Here is an 18,570-nt window from a genome sequence, read left to right as displayed (position 1 = left end):
CCCGCCGTGGAAAGGCACCATTTGCGGATACATATCGCACCATGACGCCCAGATGGGGCATCGGGTAGCATCCGCCGGCGCTGCCCCAGCCTGGGCATTAGCGGCATAGCGACAGGAACGGAGAATCTTTCATGGCCAGAGTGGGCGCTGAACTGCGCAGACAGGATTTCGTGAAGGCGACGGTCAAGGTGATCGCCGAACATGGTGTGGCCAATGCCACCACACGACGCATCGCCGCCGCCGCGGACTGCCCCCTGGCGTCGCTCCACTACGTCTTCCATACCAAGGACGACCTCTTCTACGCGGTCTATGAGTCGCTTTTCGAATTGCCGCAACAGGCCCTGGCCCACGTGCCCGCAGGTACCACCGCAGCGGAAACGGTGGCGGAAATGCTTCGTCAGTTGGTCGCCTGGCTAGCTGCGAACCCAGACCTGGCCAGGGCACAATCCGAGCTCTTTTTGTGGACCCTGCGCAACAATCCCGAAATGGCGAGCAAGATCTACTCGGTAGCAATCGAGACAACGGAGCAGGCCATCGGACGCTCCGTCGGCGCCCGACTCGACAAGGCCGCGCTGAAGGCTGCCAGCCGCCTGCTCATCCATCTATTCGATGGCCTGCTCATCGCCTGGTCCACCCATCGGGACCCTGAACGGCTGAAAGTGGAAACCGAGACGGCCTGCCAGGCGCTGTCACTCCTCATAGCCAGTCACTGAACCCGAGGCAGTGCGCGCGAGGCGCCCCTTCATCTCCGGGCCAGGCGCCCCTCCTGCCCCAACGGTAGGGTGCGCTGCGCGCACCGCCCCTACCCACCCGATGCCACGTCTGCACCACCCGCGAGCCCTTGCGCCATCTGATCAGCGCGATTGAGTTCCCAGCCACCGCCAAGGGCACGGAACAGGTCGACCAGGGCGATCTGCCGTTCCGTGCTGGTCTCGATCAGCGCCAGCTCGTTGATGAAGCTGCTGCGCTGGGCATCCAGGTAACGCAGGTGGCTATCCACCCCGCCCTCATAACGGGCCCTGGCCAGCTTCAGCGTCTCCGTGCTGGTGCCCGCCAGCGAGCGCCGGGCAGCTTCCTCGCGACGGAGTGTGTCGGTGGCCGCCAGGGCATCCGCCACCTCGCGAAAGGCGGTCTGGATGCTGCCCTCATAGGCAGCCACGGCAGCGTCCTTGCGCACTTCGGCCAGATCCAGCCCGGCGCGGTTGCGGCCGGCATCGAACAGCGACAGCGACAGGTTGGGCACGAAGGTCCAGGCGCGCGAGCCGCCTTCGAACAGCCCGGACATTTCCGCGCTGGACGTACCGAAGCTGCCGGTCAGGGTGATGCGCGGGAAGAACGCGGCGCGCGCCGCGCCAATATCGGCGTTGCGCGCCTTCAGGCGGTGCTCGGCGGCCAGGATGTCGGGGCGTCGTTCCAACAGCTCCGAGGAGGTGCCGGGGGCGATGTCCTGCAGCACCTGTAGCCGATCCGGCGACACCGCCGGGATCGTTGCAGCGGCATCCGGTGTGCCCAGCAGCAGCACCAGGGCGTTGAACGCCTGCTGCTTCTGCCGTTGATTGCGCTCCAGTTCGGCGCGGGACTGTTCCACCAGTCCCAGCGCTTCCTGGTAGTCCAGTGCGGTGGCGGCCCCGGCGCTGCGGCGCTGCTCGACCAGCACGAAGGAGTCCTCGCGGCTGGCCAGGGTGCGATGGGTCAGCTCCAGGCGCTGCTGCGCACCGCTATAGATCAGGTAGGCCTGGCTGACTTCGGCCACCAGCGCGATCCGCGCGCTGCGTCCGGCCTCCTCGGTCGCCAGGTACTGTTCCAGCGCGGCGTCGGTGAGGTTCTTCACCCGGCCGAACAGGTCCAGCTCGTATTCGGGCAGCGCCAGACCGACCTGGAAGCTGCTGGCGACATCCCTCGCGCCAGTCGTGGACAGATCCGCCGGAACGCGCTGGCGATTCCCCGAGGCGCCGGCGGCAAGGCCTGGCACCCGGTCGGCGCGCTGGATGCGGTACTGCGCGCGAGCCTGCTCGATGTCCAACAGTGTCTGGCGCAGGGAGCGGTTGTTGTCCAGGGCGATCCCCACCAGACGGCGCAGCTCGGCGTCGACGATGAAGGCCTGCCAGTCGAGGCCGCCGACCTCGGCGCCGGACTGATCGCTGGCGGTGCTCCAGTCCTGAGCCACCGGCGCCTCGGGGCGCTCGTAGGTCGGAGCCAGGGAACAGCCGCCGAGGGACAGGGCGAACACCAGCGCTGAAACGGTAAAGACGGATTTGCGCATGGCGATCACTCCAGGGCCTGGGCCGGTTGCTCGACGGGCGCGGGCTTGCGCCGTAGCAGCGACAGCACCCAGACAAAACAGATGGGCACGAAGATCACCCCCAGCAGGGTGGCGCCGAGCATGCCGCCGATCACGCCGGTACCGATGGCGCGCTGGCTCGCCGCGCCGGCACCCGTGGCCAGGACCAGCGGCACCACGCCGAGGATGAAGGCCAGCGAGGTCATCACGATGGGGCGGAAACGCAGGCGCGCGGCCTCGATGGCGGCCTCGCGCAGGCTGCGTCCCTGCTCCCAGAGCTCCTTGGCGAACTCGACGATGAGGATCGCGTTCTTCGCCGCCAGGCCGATGATGGTGATCAGGCCGACCTTGAAGTACACGTCATTCGGCAGGCCGGCCATTATCACCGCCAGCACCGCGCCCAGCGCACCGATGGGCACGATCAGCATCACCGTGAACGGAATCGACCAGCTCTCGTAGAGCGCCACCAGCACCAGGAACACCACCAGAATGGCGAGCGCGAAGAGCTGCGATGCCTGGCCGCTGGCGACCTTTTCCTGGTAGGACAGGCCGGTCCACTCGTAGCTGATGCCAGCGGGCAACTGGGCGGCCAGACGCTCCATCTCGGCCATGGCCTCGCCTGTACTCACGCCATACATGGCATCGCCGGAGATACGGATCGAGGGGTAGCCGTTGTAGCGCACGATCTGCACCGGCCCCTCTTCCCAGTGGGTGCTGACGAAGGCACTCAGCGGCACCATCTCGCCGCCGACGTTGGGTACGTAGAGCTTGAGCACGCTTTCCGGCGTCATCCGCGCGCCTTGCTCCGCCTGTACCACCACGCGCTGCTGGCGGCCGCCATTGGTGAAGTCGTTGATCACCGCTGAACCGAAGGCGGTGGACAGCGCACTGTTGATCGACTCGAAGCTCACCCCGAGGGTGCGCGCCTTGTCGCGATCGATCTCCAGCCGCAGCTGGGGGGCTTCCGCCAGGCCCTCCATCATCGCGTAGAGGATCTTCGGGTTGCCGTTGGCCTGGCCAAGCAGCTGGTCACGGGCGGCCAGCAGCGCCTCGCGTCCCAGGCCGCCACGGTCCTGCAGGCGCAGGGAGAAACCGCCGGAGTTGCCCAGGCCGTCGATGGGCGGCGGCGTCACCGCCATGACGGTGCCGTCGCCGGGCACGGCGAAGTGCTCGTTCACCGCCAGGGCTTCCGCCTCGGCGGATTGATCAGCACCGCGCAGAGACCAGTCCTTGAAGGTGGGGAAAGCCAGAGCGGCGTTCTCGCCCATACCGGAGAAGCTGAATCCCATCACCAGGAAGGAATTCTCGACCGCCTCGCGGGACCGCAGGAAGCGCTCCAGCTCCTGGGCGGTAGCATCGGTACGGGCACGGGTGGCGCCCGGCGGCAACTGCATGTCGACGATGTTGTAGCCCTGGTCTTCCACCGGTACGAAGGACTCCGGCAGGCGCAGGTAGAAGAAGCCCAGCAACGCGATGATGCCGACGTACACCAGCATGAAGCGTCCGGCGCGCTGCACCAGGCCGTTGTTCAGCACCGTGTAGCGCTCGGTCAGGCGGTCGAAGCCACGGTTGAAGGCGCCGAAGAACCCGCGCTTCTCGTGGTGCCCATGGGAAATCGGCTTGAGCAGCGTGGCGCACAGCGCCGGGGTGAAGGTCAGCGCGAGGAAACCTGAGAACAGGATGGACACCGCCAGCGACAACGAGAACTGCTGGTAGATGACGCCCACGGAGCCGGCCATGAAGGCCAGCGGCAGGAACACCGCCGCCAGCACCAGGGTGATGCCGATGATGGCGCCGGAGACCTGGCCCATGGCCTTGACCGTGGCAGCCGCCGGGGACAGCCCCTCCTCGGCCATGATCCGCTCGACGTTCTCCACGACCACGATGGCGTCGTCCACCAGGATGCCGATGGCCAGGACCATGCCGAACATGGTCATCATGTTCACCGAGAAACCCAGCACGTGCATGACCGCCAGGGTCCCCAGCAGGCACACCGGCACCACGATGGACGGAACCAGCGTGTAGCGGACGTTCTGCAGGAACAGGAACATCACCAGGAACACCAGCACCATGGCTTCGAGCAGCGTGTGGATCACCTTCTCGATGGCCACGTCGACGAAACGCGACGTGTCGTAGGGAACGGAATATTCCACGTCGCTGGGGAAGCTCACCGACAGCTCGGCCAGGCGCTGCTTGACCGCTTCGGCGGTCTGGATCGCGTTGGCACCAGGGGAAAGCTGGATGGCACCTGCCACCGCCGGCTTGCCGTTCAGGCGGGAGGAGAAGTTGTAGCTCTCGCTGCCGATTTCCAGCCGCGCGACGTCGGCGAGCTTCACCGTGGAGCCATCGGCGTTGGCACGCAGCACGATGCGGCCGAACTCTTCCGGGCTGTCCAGGGTACCTTTCACCGCCAGGGTCGCGGTCAGCTCCTGCTGGGTGCTGCCGGGAGAGCTGCCAAAGCTGCCTGCGGGCACCTGCACGTTCTGCCCGGCGATGGCATTGCTCACGTCATCGATGGACAGCCCGTAACCCACCAGCTTCTGCGGGTCGATCCACACGCGCATGGCGGCTTCGGACGAGAAGAACTGCAGCTTGCCGACGCCAGGCACACGGCGCAGTTCGTTGTTGATGTTGCGCGCGGCAAAGTCGCCCAGCGCGGTGGTGTCGGCATGCTCGCTCCCCTCCTTGTAGCTGAGGGCATAAATCAGCAGGAAACCGGCGCTGGTCTGCTCCACCTGAATGCCTTGGCTCAGCACAGGCTGCGGCATGCGCGCCTCGGCCTTCTTCAGGCGGTTCTGCACGTCCACCTGGGCCAGCTGCGGGTCGGTACCCGGCTGGAAGGTGACGACGATTTCGGCGATGCCGTTGGAGTTGTTGGTGGACTCGAAATAGAGCAGGTCCTTGGCGCCATTGAGGGACTCCTCGATCACGCTGGTCACGGAATCCACCAGCACCTTGGCCGAAGCGCCCGGATAGGTGGCCGATATGGTGATCTGCGGCGGCGCCACATTGGGGTACTGGGCCACCGGCAACAGCGGGATGACCAGCAGACCGGCCAGGGAGATGAACAGCGCCACCACCCAAGCGAAGTTCGGGCGCGTGATGAAGAACTTGGACATTGAACGATCCTCGCGGCGTACCCGCTGTTACTGGCGTGCGGCCTGTTGCTCTTGCGCCTGCTGCGCGACCACCTGGGTACCTGGCTGCAGACCGGCCATACCGCTGACGATGACCTGGTCGCCCGCCTTCAGCCCTTCACGGATCTGCCAGCGGGAATCCTGCATCACGCCGGTCTTCACCCCACGCGCCTCGGCACGGCCATCCGCGCCGATCACCAGCACATGGGCGGCGCCATCAGAGCCACGCTGCACCGCACGCTGGGGCACCAGGATCGCCTGGTTGTCGACCCCCTGGGGCGCCACTACACGCACGTACATGCCCGGCAGCAGGATGCCGTCGGGGTTCGCAAACTTGCCGCGCAGGGAAACCTGGCCGGTGCCACGATCTACCGCCACATCGGTGAACATCAGAGAACCCTTGGTCTCGTATTGAGTGCCGTCGACGCGAATCGATAGCGGACTGCCGTCGCCAGCGGAGAGATTGCCGTCCTTCAGCGCTTCACGCAGGCGCAATACATCCGCGGCCGACTGGGTGAAGTCGACATAGACCGGGTCCAGTTGCTGAATGCGCGCCAGGAGGGTGGCATCGCCCTGCCCCACCAGCGCGCCCTCGGTCACCAGCGCGCGGCCGATGCGACCGGAAATCGGTGCCCGCACCGAGGCATAGCCCAGGTTCAGGCGCGCGGTTTCCAGGTCAGCCTGGGCCGTGCGGGTGACCGCCTGGGCCGTGCGCAGGTCAGCAACGGCACTGTCGTAAACCTGCTGGCTTACCGCCTCGACCTTCACCAGTCGTTCGTACCGTTTCACTCGCGCCTGGGCCTCGGTCAGCACGGCCTGGGCGCGCGCCAACTCGCCTTCGGCGCGGGAGACCGCGGCCTTGAGCGGAGCCGGATCGATCTGGAACAGCAGGTCGCCAGCTTTCACGTCGGCGCCCTCTTCGAAGCGTTTCTCCAGCACGATGCCCGCCACCCGGGCGCGAACCTCGGCAACCCGCACCGGCTCGACCCGGCCCGGCAGCTCTGATGTCAGCATCAACGGTTCGACAACCGCCGCCACCACGGAAACCGGGCGCGGCATCTCGGCGGCAGCCTCCGGGGCATCCGTCTGGCCACACGCGGCCAATGCCATCGACGCCACCAGGGCACCCACCCTTCCCATCACTCGTAAATCGCCCATGACTCACCCACGGATTGCTAGAAACGGCGCAAATGATCCCTTCAAAAACCTAATGAGTCAATATTGTCTCATTTGATTCTTGTGTGATTGAATTTGTCATCACCTTTTGAAGCGAGAGGGTTTTCTGCACAATGCGCGCATTCCAGAAATCGATCCGAGACCCGCTGATGTCGCTGACCACCCATGACGAACGACTCCTCAAGGCCCTGGCCGTTGCCATCGTCGATCGCCCACGGGCGACCCTGAAGGAGCTGGCGGAATCGGCGGGAGTGAGCAAGGCGACGCTGCACCGCTTCTGCGGTACCCGCGACAACCTGGTGGAGATGCTGGAGGGACATGGCGAGACGGTGCTCAACCAGATCATCGCCGCCGCCGACCTGGAGCGAGCCGAGCCGCTAGACGCATTGCGCCGCCTGATCGGTGAACACCTGAAACACCGCGAGGTGCTGGTGTTCCTGATGTTCCAGTACAGCCCCGACTTCCTGACCCCGGAGGGAAGCGGCGCGCGCTGGCAGTCCTACATGCATGCCCTGGACGCCTTCTTCCTGCGCGGCCAGCAACAAGGCGTGTTTCGCATCGACATCGCCGCCGCGGTCTTCACCGAACTCTTCACCATGATGATTTACGGCATGGTCGACGCCGAGCGCCGCGGGCGAGTGGCCAGCTCCAACTCAGCCAACGTGCTGGAGCAGATGTTCCTGCACGGCGCCGCCGTTTGAGCACTGGCCAGGTCGCATTTGCGAGCTGGCCGTGGGAGCAGGCTTCGGAGTGTGGTGGGATTTTTGTTGTAGGGGCGAATTCATTCGCCAAGGGCTGCGCAGCAGCCCCATGTGGGCTTCCAGCCTCGTCCGCATGGGTATCGCTCCGCTCCACCCATCCTACGAACTGGCCATCCTACGAACTTGGGGAACAATTTGACCCCATCAAGGGGGCCTCTCAGACCCGCTCGATGCGAGGGTGACCGGCTGCCACCAGGCGCTCCAGTAGCGGAGCCGGGGTAAACCACATCTCGCCGTACTCGCCTAGGGCCTGGCGGAAATGGCGGATGCCGGCCAGCACCTTGTCCAGACCAAGCTGCTCGGCGTAGTGCATGGGGCCGCCGAGGTGAGCGGGAAAGCCGTAGCCGTTGATCCAGACCAGGTCGATGTCACTGGCACGCAGGGCGATGCCTTCGTCCAGCAGCTGGATACCTTCGTTGATCAGCATGAACAGGCAGCGGTCATGGATTTCCTGGTTGCCGATGGGACGCCGGGGAATCTGCAGCTCGCCGGCCAGGCGTTCCGCCAGGGCGACCACCTCCTGGTCATCCTTGCGATTGCGCCCCTCGTAGAGGTAGAAGCCACGCGCCGTCTTCTGCCCATATCGCCCCAGGCCGTACAGCTCATCACCGAGGCGGCAGTAGCTCTGGTCGTGGGCGATGGCCGCGCGGTTGGCATCACGCACCAGGAAGTTCACATCGACGCCGGCCAGATCCAGCATGCTGAACACCCCCATGTTCAGGTCCAGACCGGTGAGCACACCGTCCACCTGCGCCGGCGTCGCGCCTTCCAGCACCAGGCGATGGGCTTCGCGGGCGTAGGGTTCGAGCATGCGGTTGCCGATGAAGCCGAAACAGACGCCGGAGATCACCGGCAGCTTGCCGACACGCCTGGCGATAATCATCGTGGACGCCAGCACGTCAGGCGCGGTGGCCTTGCCGCGCACGACTTCCAGCAGGCGCATCACATTGGCCGGACTGAAGAAGTGCAGGCCGATCACATCTTGCGGACGAGAAACTGTCGCCGCGATGGCATCGACATCGAGCGACGAGGTGTTGGTGGCCAGGATGGCGCCCGGCTTGCACACCTGATCCAGGGTGCGGAACACCTGCTGCTTGACCTCCAGCTTCTCGAACACCGCCTCGATCACCAGATCGGCGTCGTACAGGTCGGCATAGTCGAGGGTGCCGAACAGCAGATCCATACGCTGCTGCACCTGCTCGATGGACAGCTTTCCACGCTTGACGCTGATTTCGTAGTTGCTGCGGATCTGCGTCAAGCCACGGTCCAGCGCACTGCCGCTGAGTTCGAGCAGCGCCACGGGAATGCCCGCATTGGCGAAGTTCATGGCAATGCCGCCGCCCATGGTGCCAGCGCCAACAACGGCCACCTTGCTGATCGGGCGCAGTGGAATGTCTGCACTGACACCAGGAATCCGCGCCGACTCCCGCTCAGCGAAGAACACATGGCGCAGCGCCTTCGACTGGCGCGAGGCCTCGGCCTCCTTGAACAACGCCAGTTCGCGCGCGAGGCCTTCCTCCTGCGGCAGCAGGCAGGCGGCTTCCAGCGCGGAAAGCACCAGGCGCGGTGCCAGGCGGCTCTTCCAGCGCGGCTCATGCTCGGCGCGATAGCGGGCAAGGAAATCGTCCGGCAATCCTTCGGTCGGCTCCGGCCAGGCCTCCGCCGGACGCGCCGGCGCGGAGCAGTCGATCAACTCCTGAGCGTAGGCGCGCGCCTCATCCAGCAGCGCCTCGGCGCTAGGGGCTATGCGGTCGAGGATGCCCAGCAAACGAGCCCGTTCGGCGTCGATGTGTTCACCCGAAAGGATCAGATTCAACGCCGATTCGGCGCCAATGAGCCTCGGCAGGCGCTGGGTGCCACCGGCGCCCGGCAGCAGGCCCAGGTTGATGTCCGACAGGCCGAGCCGGGCCCCCGGCTCAGCGATCCGGTAGCCGCACGCCAGCGCCAGCTCCAGCCCTCCGCCAAGCGCCAGTTTGCCAATGGCGGCGATCATGGGTTTGTGGATTTCTGTCAGTCGCACCAGCGTGCTGGGCAAGTCCGGCTCGGCGAAGGAAGCATCGGTGCCGAACTCTCTGATATCCGCGCCCGCACTGAACAGGCCATGCTCGCCGTAGAGGATGATGGCCTGCACCCCGGGGTCCATGGCAGCGCGCTCGCATGCCTCGGCGAGCGCGCAGCGAAGAGACTGGCCAAGCGCGTTGACCGGCTCACGATCAAGGCCAATTAGGGCCACACCGTCTTCAAGGCGGTAGTGGATCAGGTCGCTCATTGGAAATCCTCGGGTTGCCAGGCAGCCAGGGTGCGCCGGAAGGACGCATCAGCCCTGACTGCTCAGAAATGCCTGAACACATCGCCGATGCTGGCAATCGGCAACGCCATGCGAGGGCCTGCGAGTGTGACCAGGATCGGGGCTTTGATCGAATGAACGGCAGCGGCGGCCAGGAGCACGACCAGGCAAGCGAGCAGGAATCGGCGCATGGGAACCTCCGTCATCCGGCTGGGGCCGAATGCAATGCCTTGTTGTTATGGGTGCCTTGAGTCTGAGCGCCGACCGGCACGAAAGCTTTGCAGTTCGCGCCACAAAATCGGTAATTCATGACATTCTGGCGGCACGGAACAGCGGCTCGGGACCTTGGTGTAGGATCGCTGCGCAAACGGCAGCCATTGGCTTTCCGCCGGTTCCAACCTTCGCCATGAATCATTCGGGCATTCGCAATGACGTCTTTTGTCCGCGGCATCGCCCTGTTGGGTTTCGACGAGTTCGCCATCAGCCAGGGCCTCGATTCGCACGCCGTCCTGGCCGAAGTCGGGCTCCCCGCCGATGCCCAGGACGAGCTGATCTCCGGGGTGAAGTTCAGCGCCCTGCTCGAGCTGTGCGCAAAACGTACGGGGAATCCGCTGTTCGGGCTGCAGTTCGGCCTGCAGCAAGGCTCCCAGGCGCTGGGCGGGCTGCTCTACCTGATCCAGAGTGCCAGCACGGCGGGCGACGCGCTGAAGGCGCTGACGCAGTACTTCCATGTCCACAGCAGTGGCGCCGAACTCCAACTGGAGCGACAGGGTGGCCAGGCACGGCTCCTCTACGAGGTGATCGACGACGATGCCACCTCGGCGCGGCAGACCGTGGAACTGGCCATGGGCATCGGCGCCCAGCTCATGCAAAGCCTGCTGGGCCAGCTCTGGAAGCCGAGCGCCCTGTGGCTGCGGCACCCGACGGCACGCGAGCCCGGCGCATACCGGCGCCTGCTGGGCGTCACGCCGCGTTTTGAAAGCCCGGTCAACGCCTGGATCTTCGATGCGGCACTGCTGGTAACGCCCCTCAGCGCTACCGATGAAAGGTTCCAGCAGTTGGCACGGCGTCATCTGGACGAGCTGGCCCGGCTGACCACGCAGGAGCTGCCGGCCTACGTGCAGTCGCTGTTGCGCCAGCGGCTGCCCAAGGGTCAGGTCACCATCGAGCAGGTCGCCGGCTACCTGCAGCTCAGCCCGCGCACCCTGCAGCGCTACCTCCGGGCCGAGGGCACCCACTATCAGGAGCTGCTGGACCAGACGCGCCAGGCGATGGCCACGCGCTACATCCGCGACTCGTCCATCAGGCTGACGCAGCTTGCCGAGCTGCTGGGCTATGCCGATCTCAGTACATTCTCCCGGGCCTTCACCCGCTGGAATGGCATCAGTCCGCAGAAATGGAAACAGCACCATCTGCAGAACCAGCGGCTGGCCGAGTCCGTCGCCCCCCCGGCGTCCCCTCGGCAGCCGCGCGCGACCGGGCAGTAGCGGAACATGGCACTCAATCCGTTTAATCCGTTCGTTCGCGCCCTCAGCCTTGTCGGCTTCGAAGCATTCGCCAGCGGCCAGGGCCTCAATCCGGCGGACATGCTTCGGCGCGCGTCGCTACCACAGGACAGTCTGCGTCGACAGGACGGCATCCTCTCCTATCGCCGCTACTGCGAGCTGCTGGAACGCTGCGCGGCGCAATCGGGTAATGCCTCGTTCGGCCTGCAGTACGGACTGTTCCAGGGCATCGATGTCTTCGGCGAGCTGTTCTATCTGATTCGCAATGCCGGCACCGTCGGTGATGCGCTGGCCGAATTGCGCGCGAACTATTCCCTGTACAACGGCGCCGCCGAGGTCGACTTCGACCTTGAAGGAGACGTCGCCCGCCTCGGCTACCGCATCAACGCGGGCGATATGCCCGATTTACGCCAGGCGGAAGAACTGGCCTGCAGCGTCGGCGTGCAGTTGCTCCGTGCCCTGGCCGGTGCTGGCTGGAAGCCGGCCACGGTCCGGCTCCGGCACCCGCCGCTGGGCGATGAGGCGACCTATCGCCGGGCACTCGGCGTGCAACCGGTCTTCGCCGCCCCTCGCACCGAACTGGAATTCGACGCCTCGGTGCTTTCACTGCCCCTGGGCGCGGCCGATGCACGGCTGCGCCAGTTGATCACCGAACACATCGCGAGAATGGAGCGGCTGTCGGCCGACGAGCTGCCCAGCTACGTCCGGCAGCTGCTGCGCAACCTGCTGCCCAGCGGCCGCGCCACCCTCGAAAAGGTCGCCGGCTGCATGGCCGTCAATCCGCGTACGCTGCAACGCCGGCTGGAACAGGAAGGCACATCCTTCCAGTGCTTGCTGGATGAAACCCGTCAGGAACTGGCTCGCCACTACCTCGACGACCCGTCCTTCAGCATGGCGCAGCTGGCAGGACTGCTCGGCTACTCGGACGCCAGCGGATTCAACCGGGCATTCAAGCGCTGGTTCAACGTCAGCCCACTGAAATGGCAAAAGCAGCACGGCGCAAACCGGCAACCACGCTTGCTGCGCAGCCGCCGCTTGGACCGCCAGAGCTAGGGCATCGGAAGGTGGATGTGAAGAGCGACATCCACCCTACGTGGGGATTGCGAACGCCGGGCTTTTGTAGGGTGGATCGCGCTTCATCGATCCACCGAGCAAGCGCGTCACGGGTCAGTGGTGGCTGACCTGGCTCGCCGCAGACAGCGTTCCTATGTAGTCGATGAGGGCCTTGCGCTCGGCGGCACCGCCGATCTGCAAGGCGACGCCACGCATCCAGCTGCCATGCTGGTCGGCATGGGCCTCGCTGCCACGCAGGCCCTCGGCGTAGTGGGTCAGTTGGCGTTCCAGGTAGGCGGCATCGAGGATGCGCAGGTTCGGGGTCTTGAGCAAGGCGTACCCTTCGCCGTGCGGTCCGTGGCAGGCCGCGCAGGTGCCTTGATAGAGCTTTTCGCCATGTGTCGACGGCTCGACCATCGACGCCTTGGGCAGCTCCAACTGCTGGCGGGCATAGTGGCCGGCGAGTGATTGCTGCGCGGCATTGTCCAGGCTCGCCGCCACGGCGCGCATCCGCGTGCCATAGGCATCGCGGGTGTCATAGCCGCCGCAGAGGAATCCGTCGATCGCGCAGTAGCGCCAGTAGTCACAGCTGTTCGGATCGCCCTCCTCCACCAGGTTCGCGCCGGACTGGGCGAAGGCGTTGCTGCGGCACACCGGCAGCAGCGTCGCCGCTCCGGCGCAGACCAGTAGCGTGCCCAGTCCACCGAGGAAGCTACGCCGCGAGGTGTGGCGCGGTGGAAGTTATCGCCAAGTCCGTCGTTCGAGCTGAGGCAACCGAGGCAGTGCTGGAGGACTGCAGGAGCCTCCCAACCCCTATCGGCGTGAAGGCCGGGCTGGATATGATGGTACCTCCCCCTGACAAGGAGGCTGCATGCGCACCGCTCTATTGCTACTCGCCGCCGTGCTTCTGATTGGTTGTTCAGCCAACTCGACCGAGGAATATCCGGCGTCGCCCCTGGCGCTCCCCTCCGACGCGCGGACGCATCTGATCGTCAACTTCAAAGCAGGCAACGAAGTCTTCAGGAACGCCTACTGGGATCAGTTCAAGTCTGCTTGGCGCGCGGCCATCCAACGTGAAGCTTCGATCTACGGGTATTCCGTAACCGAGCAGGTCGGCCCGATTACCACTGCGTCCGACCCGGGCTTGCTGCTGATCATCAAGGTGAACGACTTCCGCTATGTCACCGAGTCCGAAGGCACCGACGACGCCTGGATTGACGCAAGGGTTATCTACCTGGATGCGCAGACGGCCAAGGAATACGGGGAACGCGAGTACGACACCTCATCCTCAGCCTGGGAAAGTGTCGACTCGGCCATGACTGACGCGCAGGTCCAGGCGATCACCAAGGACATGCTGGACGAGATCCGAACCGCGAAGGCGCTGCCGGCCACCAGCCAGGCGGTCACCCCATCTCCCTCTGCAGTACCTGGGCTGACTCGTGAGCAACAGCTGGAGCAGCTCAAGGCCGAAACCGGCCTGAGCTACGAGGAGTACCAGCGGCGGCATCACGCCATTGTTGGAGGCAGCAGAGCCACTGGAGATGGCGGCGGGTACGCGCCGAAGCAGTGAAAGCCTGAGGCGCCCAAATTGAGAGTGAGCGTGTGAAAACAATTTCCAGAACTGCGTCCTTTCTTCTCGTCCTGGTGGCGGGCTGCTTCGGTTTCGCCAGAATCGTCTGACTGCGCCACCCTGAACCCCTGACCTGCCCTTGGCCTCGGAAACCCGCAAGGACGAGCAGGAGCTTCACAGGATTTTCACTTGCACAGGCACAGTGTGAAGCTCAGCTGAAGGATCAGCACCATCCGACGATGTACGCGAAGCCCCGCCCTCCCCGTGCGGGGCTTTTCGTTTCCGGGCAAACCACCACGGCCTGCTTCCAAAAATGGACCGAGCGGCAGAAACAACTATCTAATCCAGGCAAACCCTGTATCCTGCCGCCACTGCCTGCTCAGTCTTGCGGCACCGTTTTGATGTTCTGTCTTCCCGATTTTCCATCTCCTCGGCACCCCTCGCTTCGCATTCAGTCATGGCCAGGCCTTTGCCTGGCCCGTATTCCTACACCTTGGAGATAACATCATGTCTGCTCGCCAGAACGGTACCGTTAAGTGGTTCAACGCTGAGAAAGGCTTCGGCTTCATCACCCCTGAGCAAGGTCCGGATGTGTTCGTTCACTTCCGTCAGATCGAAAGCACTGGCTACAAATCCCTGGACGAAGGTCAGCGCGTCAGCTTCCTCGTCACCGCTGGCGCCAAAGGCCCGCAGGCCGAACAAGTTCGCGCCCTGTAACTGAGCAATCCGAAAAAGCCCCGTGTCCTACGGGGCTTTTTTGTTTCTGGAGTCTTTGTACCCGTTCGCTGGGAGCCCCCGCCGTTCGCCAAAGCCACTTTGCTCACTTAACCGATCTGGACGTATGCCGATGGCGTTGAGCTCAGTGCTCTGGACGTCCACCATGGACTGGCGGCAGGCATGATATGACGACAGCGCCTGGCTTTCTGGCGCGCCATGCTGTCGACCAAGCTCGACGGTGGCTGGCGCGTGGCCCAGGTCGCCTCGCAGCGGCTGGTCAAGGCCGGCGTGGTGCAGTTGACCAATTCGCTGGCGCTGGAACTCGCGCGTTACAAGATCCGTGTGAACGCCATCGCCCCCGGCTACTTCAAGACGGAGATGAACAAGGCCTTTTTCGAAGGTGAGAAGGGCATCGCCTATATCCGCGAGCAGGTGCCCATGCGTCGATTGGGCGAGCTCCAGGAGCTGGAGGGGCCATTCCTGCTACTGGCCAGCGACGCTACCGAAGTTCAGGCGCGCCGGATGAGCTGATATCGCCAGGCGCCGTGAGTGTCGTTGAAAATCAAATTGTTGGCGCGAAAAGCCAAGCGTTTTCGATCCGATTGATCCTAGCATCCGGGCGGTGGGCAGCGCGGTCGATCAGCTGCCGCCCGCGCGCCGGCTGGGTCCGGAGTATCCCAATAACAAGAATGGAGTTGCCCGCATGTCACAGGCCGCCACCCGCCTGTTGGTAGACCTTGCCGTGGGCAAGAAGCTGTTTTGTGGTTTCGGCCTGGTGTTATTGCTCACCGTCGCGGTCACCGTCAGCGGCTTCCTGGCGGTCAGGGCGGTGCTGCAGGGCCATCGCCAGGTCGATCAGTTGGCGGCGGTGAATGTGGAGATCCTGCAGGCGCGGCAGCTGGAGCGCAATTTCGCCGTCGAGCAGAACGCCGAGAGCGCCAGGCGGGTGCGCGAGAGTTTGCTCCGGGTGCAGGAGCTACTGGCCGGTCTGGCGCAGGACGCTGCGCCCTCCGAGCAGCAGCGTGTGCAGGAGATGCGGGAGGCGTTGAGCGGGTACCTGAATCAATTCGGCAGCTATGTCGAGTTGCAGGGCAAAGCGCGTGCAGCGCGGCAGGACATGGGCAAAGCCGCCGCCGAGGCGCGCGACCAGTTCGATGCGGTCGAGCTGGAAATGTACGACAGCGTGCGCCAGCAGCTCCAGCAGAGCGACCGTCTTTCCGGTAGCGACCCCCTTGGTCTGGCGGAGACCGCCTCGAGCCTGAGCAAGTCCATGTTCGACCTGCGCAGTCAGGAGACCCTGTTCATCATCGACGGCTCGGCCGAGGCCTTGAAGCAGTGGGCCTTGGTCCGCGAAGACCTGCGCGGCGTCGCCGAAAGCATGGTGACCGGATTGACCGATGAGCAGAAGGCTGTGATCGACTCGGCATTGCAAGCCTTGACTCGATACGAGCAATCCTTCGGCCATTACCAGCAGATCCGCGAGCAGAGCCGTGGCAGCGAGAAGGCAATGATCGAGCAGGCGCGCTCGGTGCTGGACCTTGCCGAGGCGGCGCAACTCAGGGAGCAGCAGCACATGACGGATGCCAGCGACTGGGCACTGATACAGCTCGGCGGCATGGGCTTCGCCGCCGTTGTGTTCGGCCTGCTCGCCACCTTGCTGATCTCCCGCTCGATCGTCGGGCCCTTGCGCCAGAGCGTGGTTGTTGCCCAGCGAATCGCCGGGGGAGACCTGAGCCAGGATATTCCGCTGCAGCGGCGTGACGAACTGGGCCAACTGATGGCGTCGATGCAGGACATGACCGGCAACCTGCGAACCCTGGTGGGACGTATCGGCGGCGGCGTGGGGCAGATCGCCGCGGCGGCCGAGCAGCTGTCGGCGGTTACCGCGCAGACCAGCGCCGGCGTGCAGAGCCAGAAACTGGAAACCGATCAGACCGCCACGGCCATGCACCAGATGGCCGCCACCGTGCAGGAGGTGGCGCAGAACGCCGAGGAGGCCTCGCTCGCGGCGCGCGAGGCCGATCATGAGGCGCAGCAGGGCAACCAGGTGGTGCAGCAGGCAGTGAGCCAGATCGGCGAGCTAGCCGTGGAGGTCGAGCAGTCGGCCGAGGCGATCGCCGCACTCAACCATGAGAGCGAGCGCATCACCGGCGTGCTGGAGGTGATTCGCAGCGTCGCCGAACAGACCAACCTGCTGGCACTCAATGCCGCCATCGAGGCCGCCCGGGCCGGCGACCAGGGGCGCGGATTTGCCGTGGTGGCCGACGAGGTGCGGGCGCTGGCGCGGCGCACCCACGACTCGACCGAGGAAATCGAGGGCCTGATCGCCGGCCTGCAGCGCATGGCCAAGGGCGCGGTGGAGCAGATGGACGCCAGCCGCAGCCTGACCCAGCGCACGGTCGGTCTGGCTGCTCAGGCGGGTGACGCCCTGGCGCGCATCACCCGGGCGGTGAGCACCATCGAGCAGATGAACCAGCAGATCGCGACCGCAGCCGAACAACAGAGCGCGGTGGCGGAAAACATCAGCGAAAGCGTGACACGGGTGCGTGACATCGGCGAACAGAGCGCCAGCGCCAGCCAGCAGACCGCTGCCTCCAGCGCCGAACTGGCGCGCCTGGGCGGCGAGTTGCAGGGCCTGGTCGCGCAGTTCCGTACCCAGTGACGAAACGCTGTCGATACGAGTGCGGATGAAAGGCCGATGCCAGTGCCGTCATCGACCGTGGCTTGGTTTCGGTTTCGCTGGCCTGGTACTGGCGCGTCCAGCGCGCGATCTGCCGCTCGAAACAATTCCCCGCCCGACCATAGTCGCCGAGGCCGATGGCCTCGACGTCCAGGCTGTACTGCGGCGGACTGGGCGAGGTCGATTTGGTCCTAATTCGGTCCTAAACCCAAATCCCAGAAAGCAAAAACCCCTGACTTCGCTAGGAATATCAGGGGTTTGCTTGAATCGGAAAGTGGCGGTGAGGGAGGGATTCGAATCCTCCCGGCTTCAGCGCAGCAAAGCCCATCACCACACAAGGCATTGATCTTTAAGGGGTTTATTTCAATCCCCTGCACTCTCCTGCCCTTTATCGCACTTCGTTTTCGACACTTTTTCGACAGCTTTTCGGGGCAGGTTGGGCGTGAAATCACTTTCGCCTGTTGCTTCCTATATCACTCAGCCAACGGGGGAAAAAACGCTTCGCCAAAGCAGTATCTCTGGCCCCATACACCACGAAGGTGAACCCAAACAGGGAACCATAAATCATGGCCTGCCTCTCACCACTCGACACCGAGAGGCAGATGATTGCCAAGCCGAACAACACGGTGATATTTCTCAAAAATCTCCTACCCACACCTGGCTCCTTGGCATTTGGTGTTGCTCGGCTATACCCGGTTTTCGAGACTCATCGGACCACGTGGCCGAACAAGATCGAGGACACGTAGCAGCAGTACCCAAGGACAAGCGAGTACCGGCCAATCTTGCGGTAGACGTGTTCGTTCTGGCGCTTGTCGAAATGGTCCAGGAAGACCGAGAACGTGCCAATCGCAGCGAAGAGCAAGCTGATGACTGGAAGAGTTATCTCAGCGCCACTGAATTCAAGCTGAAACCCATGCCGCCCCCCTCGTCTACCGCCATATGCAACCCGGATGTGCTGTTCATAGATGGCGTAGAAAGAGAATCCGAACAGCAGCAGCGCACCAAGCAAGCTGGCCGCCCTATCGAGCAAAGTTACCTGGTTGGCAACGTAGTCCTCTTCGGTCGAGCTGGCACAGAGCGGAGTCCCGCAACCCGCGCAGTAGCCCGTTCTGAACTCTTCCCGGGTAACGAAATTCCTCAAGCCGCAATCGACGCAGATCACCTCCAGTCGCCAGTCCATCGGGCTCCTGCAGGAAGTGCATCTCCTGGACTTCAGGTTGGAGATGAACTGGTTTTCAGCTCCACATTCGGCACATGTCTTTTTCCACATTTGACGACGAACCATCCATCCTTGGGGGCAGATAGAGTAACGCCCTGAATGAATCAGATGCTGCCTGGCGGTGAGGGTGCTTGTAACGCCCAACCAGGTTCAAACTCATCACGGAGTCGCAAGGCGTCTGTGA

General features: G+C 64.3%; 14 protein-coding genes and 1 pseudogene. 8 read left to right on the top strand and 7 right to left on the bottom strand.

The genetic code is table 11. The features are described 5' to 3' along the window. Window positions 1–131: 131 nt before the first annotated feature. Complete coding sequence (locus TQ98_RS10400; protein ID WP_044875346.1) at window positions 132–713, top strand: TetR/AcrR family transcriptional regulator; 582 nt, start codon at window positions 132–134, stop codon at window positions 711–713. Window positions 714–802: 89 nt separating this feature from the next. On the opposite strand, the gene TQ98_RS10395 is transcribed toward TQ98_RS10400, so the two are convergent. From TQ98_RS10395 to TQ98_RS10385, 3 genes are read right to left on the bottom strand one after another with little or no spacing between them, the layout of a single operon-like run. Beyond that, window positions 803–2,263, bottom strand: coding sequence for an efflux transporter outer membrane subunit (locus tag TQ98_RS10395; protein WP_044875345.1), 1,461 nt, complete (start codon window positions 2,261–2,263; stop codon window positions 803–805). A gap of 5 nt (window positions 2,264–2,268) precedes the next feature. Then, window positions 2,269–5,400 carry an efflux RND transporter permease subunit gene (locus TQ98_RS10390; RefSeq protein ID WP_044875344.1) on the bottom strand — a complete coding sequence of 1,044 codons (3,132 nt, stop codon included), beginning with the start codon at window positions 5,398–5,400 and terminating at the stop codon, window positions 2,269–2,271. 27 nt (window positions 5,401–5,427) lie between these two features. Then, entirely contained in the window at window positions 5,428–6,576 is a 1,149-nt protein-coding gene (locus tag TQ98_RS10385; RefSeq protein ID WP_103102933.1) for a MexC family multidrug efflux RND transporter periplasmic adaptor subunit, read from the bottom strand. Window positions 6,577–6,743: 167 nt separating this feature from the next. Here TQ98_RS10385 and TQ98_RS10380 point away from each other — a divergent pair, with 167 nt between their 5' ends. Next, window positions 6,744–7,295, top strand: coding sequence for a TetR/AcrR family transcriptional regulator (locus TQ98_RS10380; protein WP_044875514.1), 552 nt, complete (start codon window positions 6,744–6,746; stop codon window positions 7,293–7,295). A gap of 217 nt (window positions 7,296–7,512) precedes the next feature. On the opposite strand, the gene TQ98_RS10375 is transcribed toward TQ98_RS10380, so the two are convergent. Together TQ98_RS10375 and TQ98_RS27750 are read right to left on the bottom strand one after the other, a co-directional pair. Further along, a complete protein-coding gene (locus TQ98_RS10375) occupies window positions 7,513–9,624 on the bottom strand; it encodes a 3-hydroxyacyl-CoA dehydrogenase NAD-binding domain-containing protein (RefSeq protein ID WP_044875341.1) in 2,112 nt (703 codons plus the stop codon). A 62-nt stretch (window positions 9,625–9,686) separates the two neighbouring features. Beyond that, window positions 9,687–9,833 carry a hypothetical protein gene (locus tag TQ98_RS27750; protein WP_158249351.1) on the bottom strand — a complete coding sequence of 49 codons (147 nt, stop codon included), beginning with the start codon at window positions 9,831–9,833 and terminating at the stop codon, window positions 9,687–9,689. A gap of 237 nt (window positions 9,834–10,070) precedes the next feature. Here TQ98_RS27750 and TQ98_RS10370 point away from each other — a divergent pair, with 237 nt between their 5' ends. Both TQ98_RS10370 and TQ98_RS10365 read left to right on the top strand, forming a co-directional pair. Further along, a complete protein-coding gene (locus TQ98_RS10370) occupies window positions 10,071–11,129 on the top strand; it encodes an AraC family transcriptional regulator (protein WP_044875340.1) in 1,059 nt (352 codons plus the stop codon). Window positions 11,130–11,135: 6 nt separating this feature from the next. Next, entirely contained in the window at window positions 11,136–12,200 is a 1,065-nt protein-coding gene (locus TQ98_RS10365; protein WP_044875339.1) for an AraC family transcriptional regulator, read from the top strand. A 114-nt stretch (window positions 12,201–12,314) separates the two neighbouring features. Here the strand turns inward: TQ98_RS10365 and TQ98_RS10360 are convergent, their stop codons facing one another. Then, window positions 12,315–12,899: a c-type cytochrome gene (locus tag TQ98_RS10360; RefSeq protein ID WP_082073322.1), complete on the bottom strand. Its 585-nt coding sequence runs from the start codon at window positions 12,897–12,899 to the stop codon at window positions 12,315–12,317. 172 nt (window positions 12,900–13,071) lie between these two features. Between TQ98_RS10360 and TQ98_RS10355 the strand changes: the two genes are divergently transcribed. From TQ98_RS10355 to TQ98_RS10340, 4 genes and pseudogenes are all read left to right on the top strand, one after another. Further along, window positions 13,072–13,770 carry a hypothetical protein gene (locus tag TQ98_RS10355; RefSeq protein WP_052659274.1) on the top strand — a complete coding sequence of 233 codons (699 nt, stop codon included), beginning with the start codon at window positions 13,072–13,074 and terminating at the stop codon, window positions 13,768–13,770. A gap of 507 nt (window positions 13,771–14,277) precedes the next feature. After that, the gene (locus TQ98_RS10350) at window positions 14,278–14,487 is read left to right on the top strand and encodes a cold-shock protein (protein WP_044875338.1); all 210 of its coding nucleotides are present in this window, start codon (window positions 14,278–14,280) and stop codon (window positions 14,485–14,487) included. A gap of 207 nt (window positions 14,488–14,694) precedes the next feature. Continuing rightward, window positions 14,695–15,018, top strand: a pseudogene (locus TQ98_RS10345) (SDR family oxidoreductase); the annotation flags it as partial. 172 nt (window positions 15,019–15,190) lie between these two features. Then, window positions 15,191–17,149, top strand: coding sequence for a methyl-accepting chemotaxis protein (locus TQ98_RS10340; protein WP_044875337.1), 1,959 nt, complete (start codon window positions 15,191–15,193; stop codon window positions 17,147–17,149). Window positions 17,150–17,873: 724 nt separating this feature from the next. On the opposite strand, the gene TQ98_RS10325 is transcribed toward TQ98_RS10340, so the two are convergent. Beyond that, a complete protein-coding gene (locus TQ98_RS10325) occupies window positions 17,874–18,347 on the bottom strand; it encodes a hypothetical protein (protein WP_044875335.1) in 474 nt (157 codons plus the stop codon). Window positions 18,348–18,570: the final 223 nt, after the last annotated feature.

The organism is Pseudomonas sp. LFM046 (assembly GCF_000949385.2).
In the GTDB taxonomy this organism is placed as follows: Bacteria; Pseudomonadota; Gammaproteobacteria; order Pseudomonadales; family Pseudomonadaceae; genus Metapseudomonas.
Note: the sequence above shows the minus strand (reverse complement) of the source record. Positions and strands in the feature narration are given on the sequence as shown.

What these genes read in the sequence shown, in the direction of transcription:
- TQ98_RS10400 (WP_044875346.1), top strand. Translation starts at nt 132, where the DNA reads ATGGCCAGAGTGGGCGCTGAACTGCGCAGACAGGATTTCGTGAAGGCG.
- TQ98_RS10395 (WP_044875345.1), bottom strand. Translation starts at nt 2,263, where the DNA reads ATGCGCAAATCCGTCTTTACCGTTTCAGCGCTGGTGTTCGCCCTGTCC.
- TQ98_RS10390 (WP_044875344.1), bottom strand. Translation starts at nt 5,400, where the DNA reads ATGTCCAAGTTCTTCATCACGCGCCCGAACTTCGCTTGGGTGGTGGCG.
- TQ98_RS10385 (WP_103102933.1), bottom strand. Translation starts at nt 6,576, where the DNA reads ATGGGCGATTTACGAGTGATGGGAAGGGTGGGTGCCCTGGTGGCGTCG.
- TQ98_RS10380 (WP_044875514.1), top strand. Translation starts at nt 6,744, where the DNA reads ATGTCGCTGACCACCCATGACGAACGACTCCTCAAGGCCCTGGCCGTT.
- TQ98_RS10375 (WP_044875341.1), bottom strand. Translation starts at nt 9,624, where the DNA reads ATGAGCGACCTGATCCACTACCGCCTTGAAGACGGTGTGGCCCTAATT.
- TQ98_RS27750 (WP_158249351.1), bottom strand. Translation starts at nt 9,833, where the DNA reads ATGCGCCGATTCCTGCTCGCTTGCCTGGTCGTGCTCCTGGCCGCCGCT.
- TQ98_RS10370 (WP_044875340.1), top strand. Translation starts at nt 10,071, where the DNA reads ATGACGTCTTTTGTCCGCGGCATCGCCCTGTTGGGTTTCGACGAGTTC.
- TQ98_RS10365 (WP_044875339.1), top strand. Translation starts at nt 11,136, where the DNA reads ATGGCACTCAATCCGTTTAATCCGTTCGTTCGCGCCCTCAGCCTTGTC.
- TQ98_RS10355 (WP_052659274.1), top strand. Translation starts at nt 13,072, where the DNA reads ATGCGCACCGCTCTATTGCTACTCGCCGCCGTGCTTCTGATTGGTTGT.
- TQ98_RS10350 (WP_044875338.1), top strand. Translation starts at nt 14,278, where the DNA reads ATGTCTGCTCGCCAGAACGGTACCGTTAAGTGGTTCAACGCTGAGAAA.
- TQ98_RS10340 (WP_044875337.1), top strand. Translation starts at nt 15,191, where the DNA reads ATGTCACAGGCCGCCACCCGCCTGTTGGTAGACCTTGCCGTGGGCAAG.
- TQ98_RS10325 (WP_044875335.1), bottom strand. Translation starts at nt 18,347, where the DNA reads ATGGACTGGCGACTGGAGGTGATCTGCGTCGATTGCGGCTTGAGGAAT.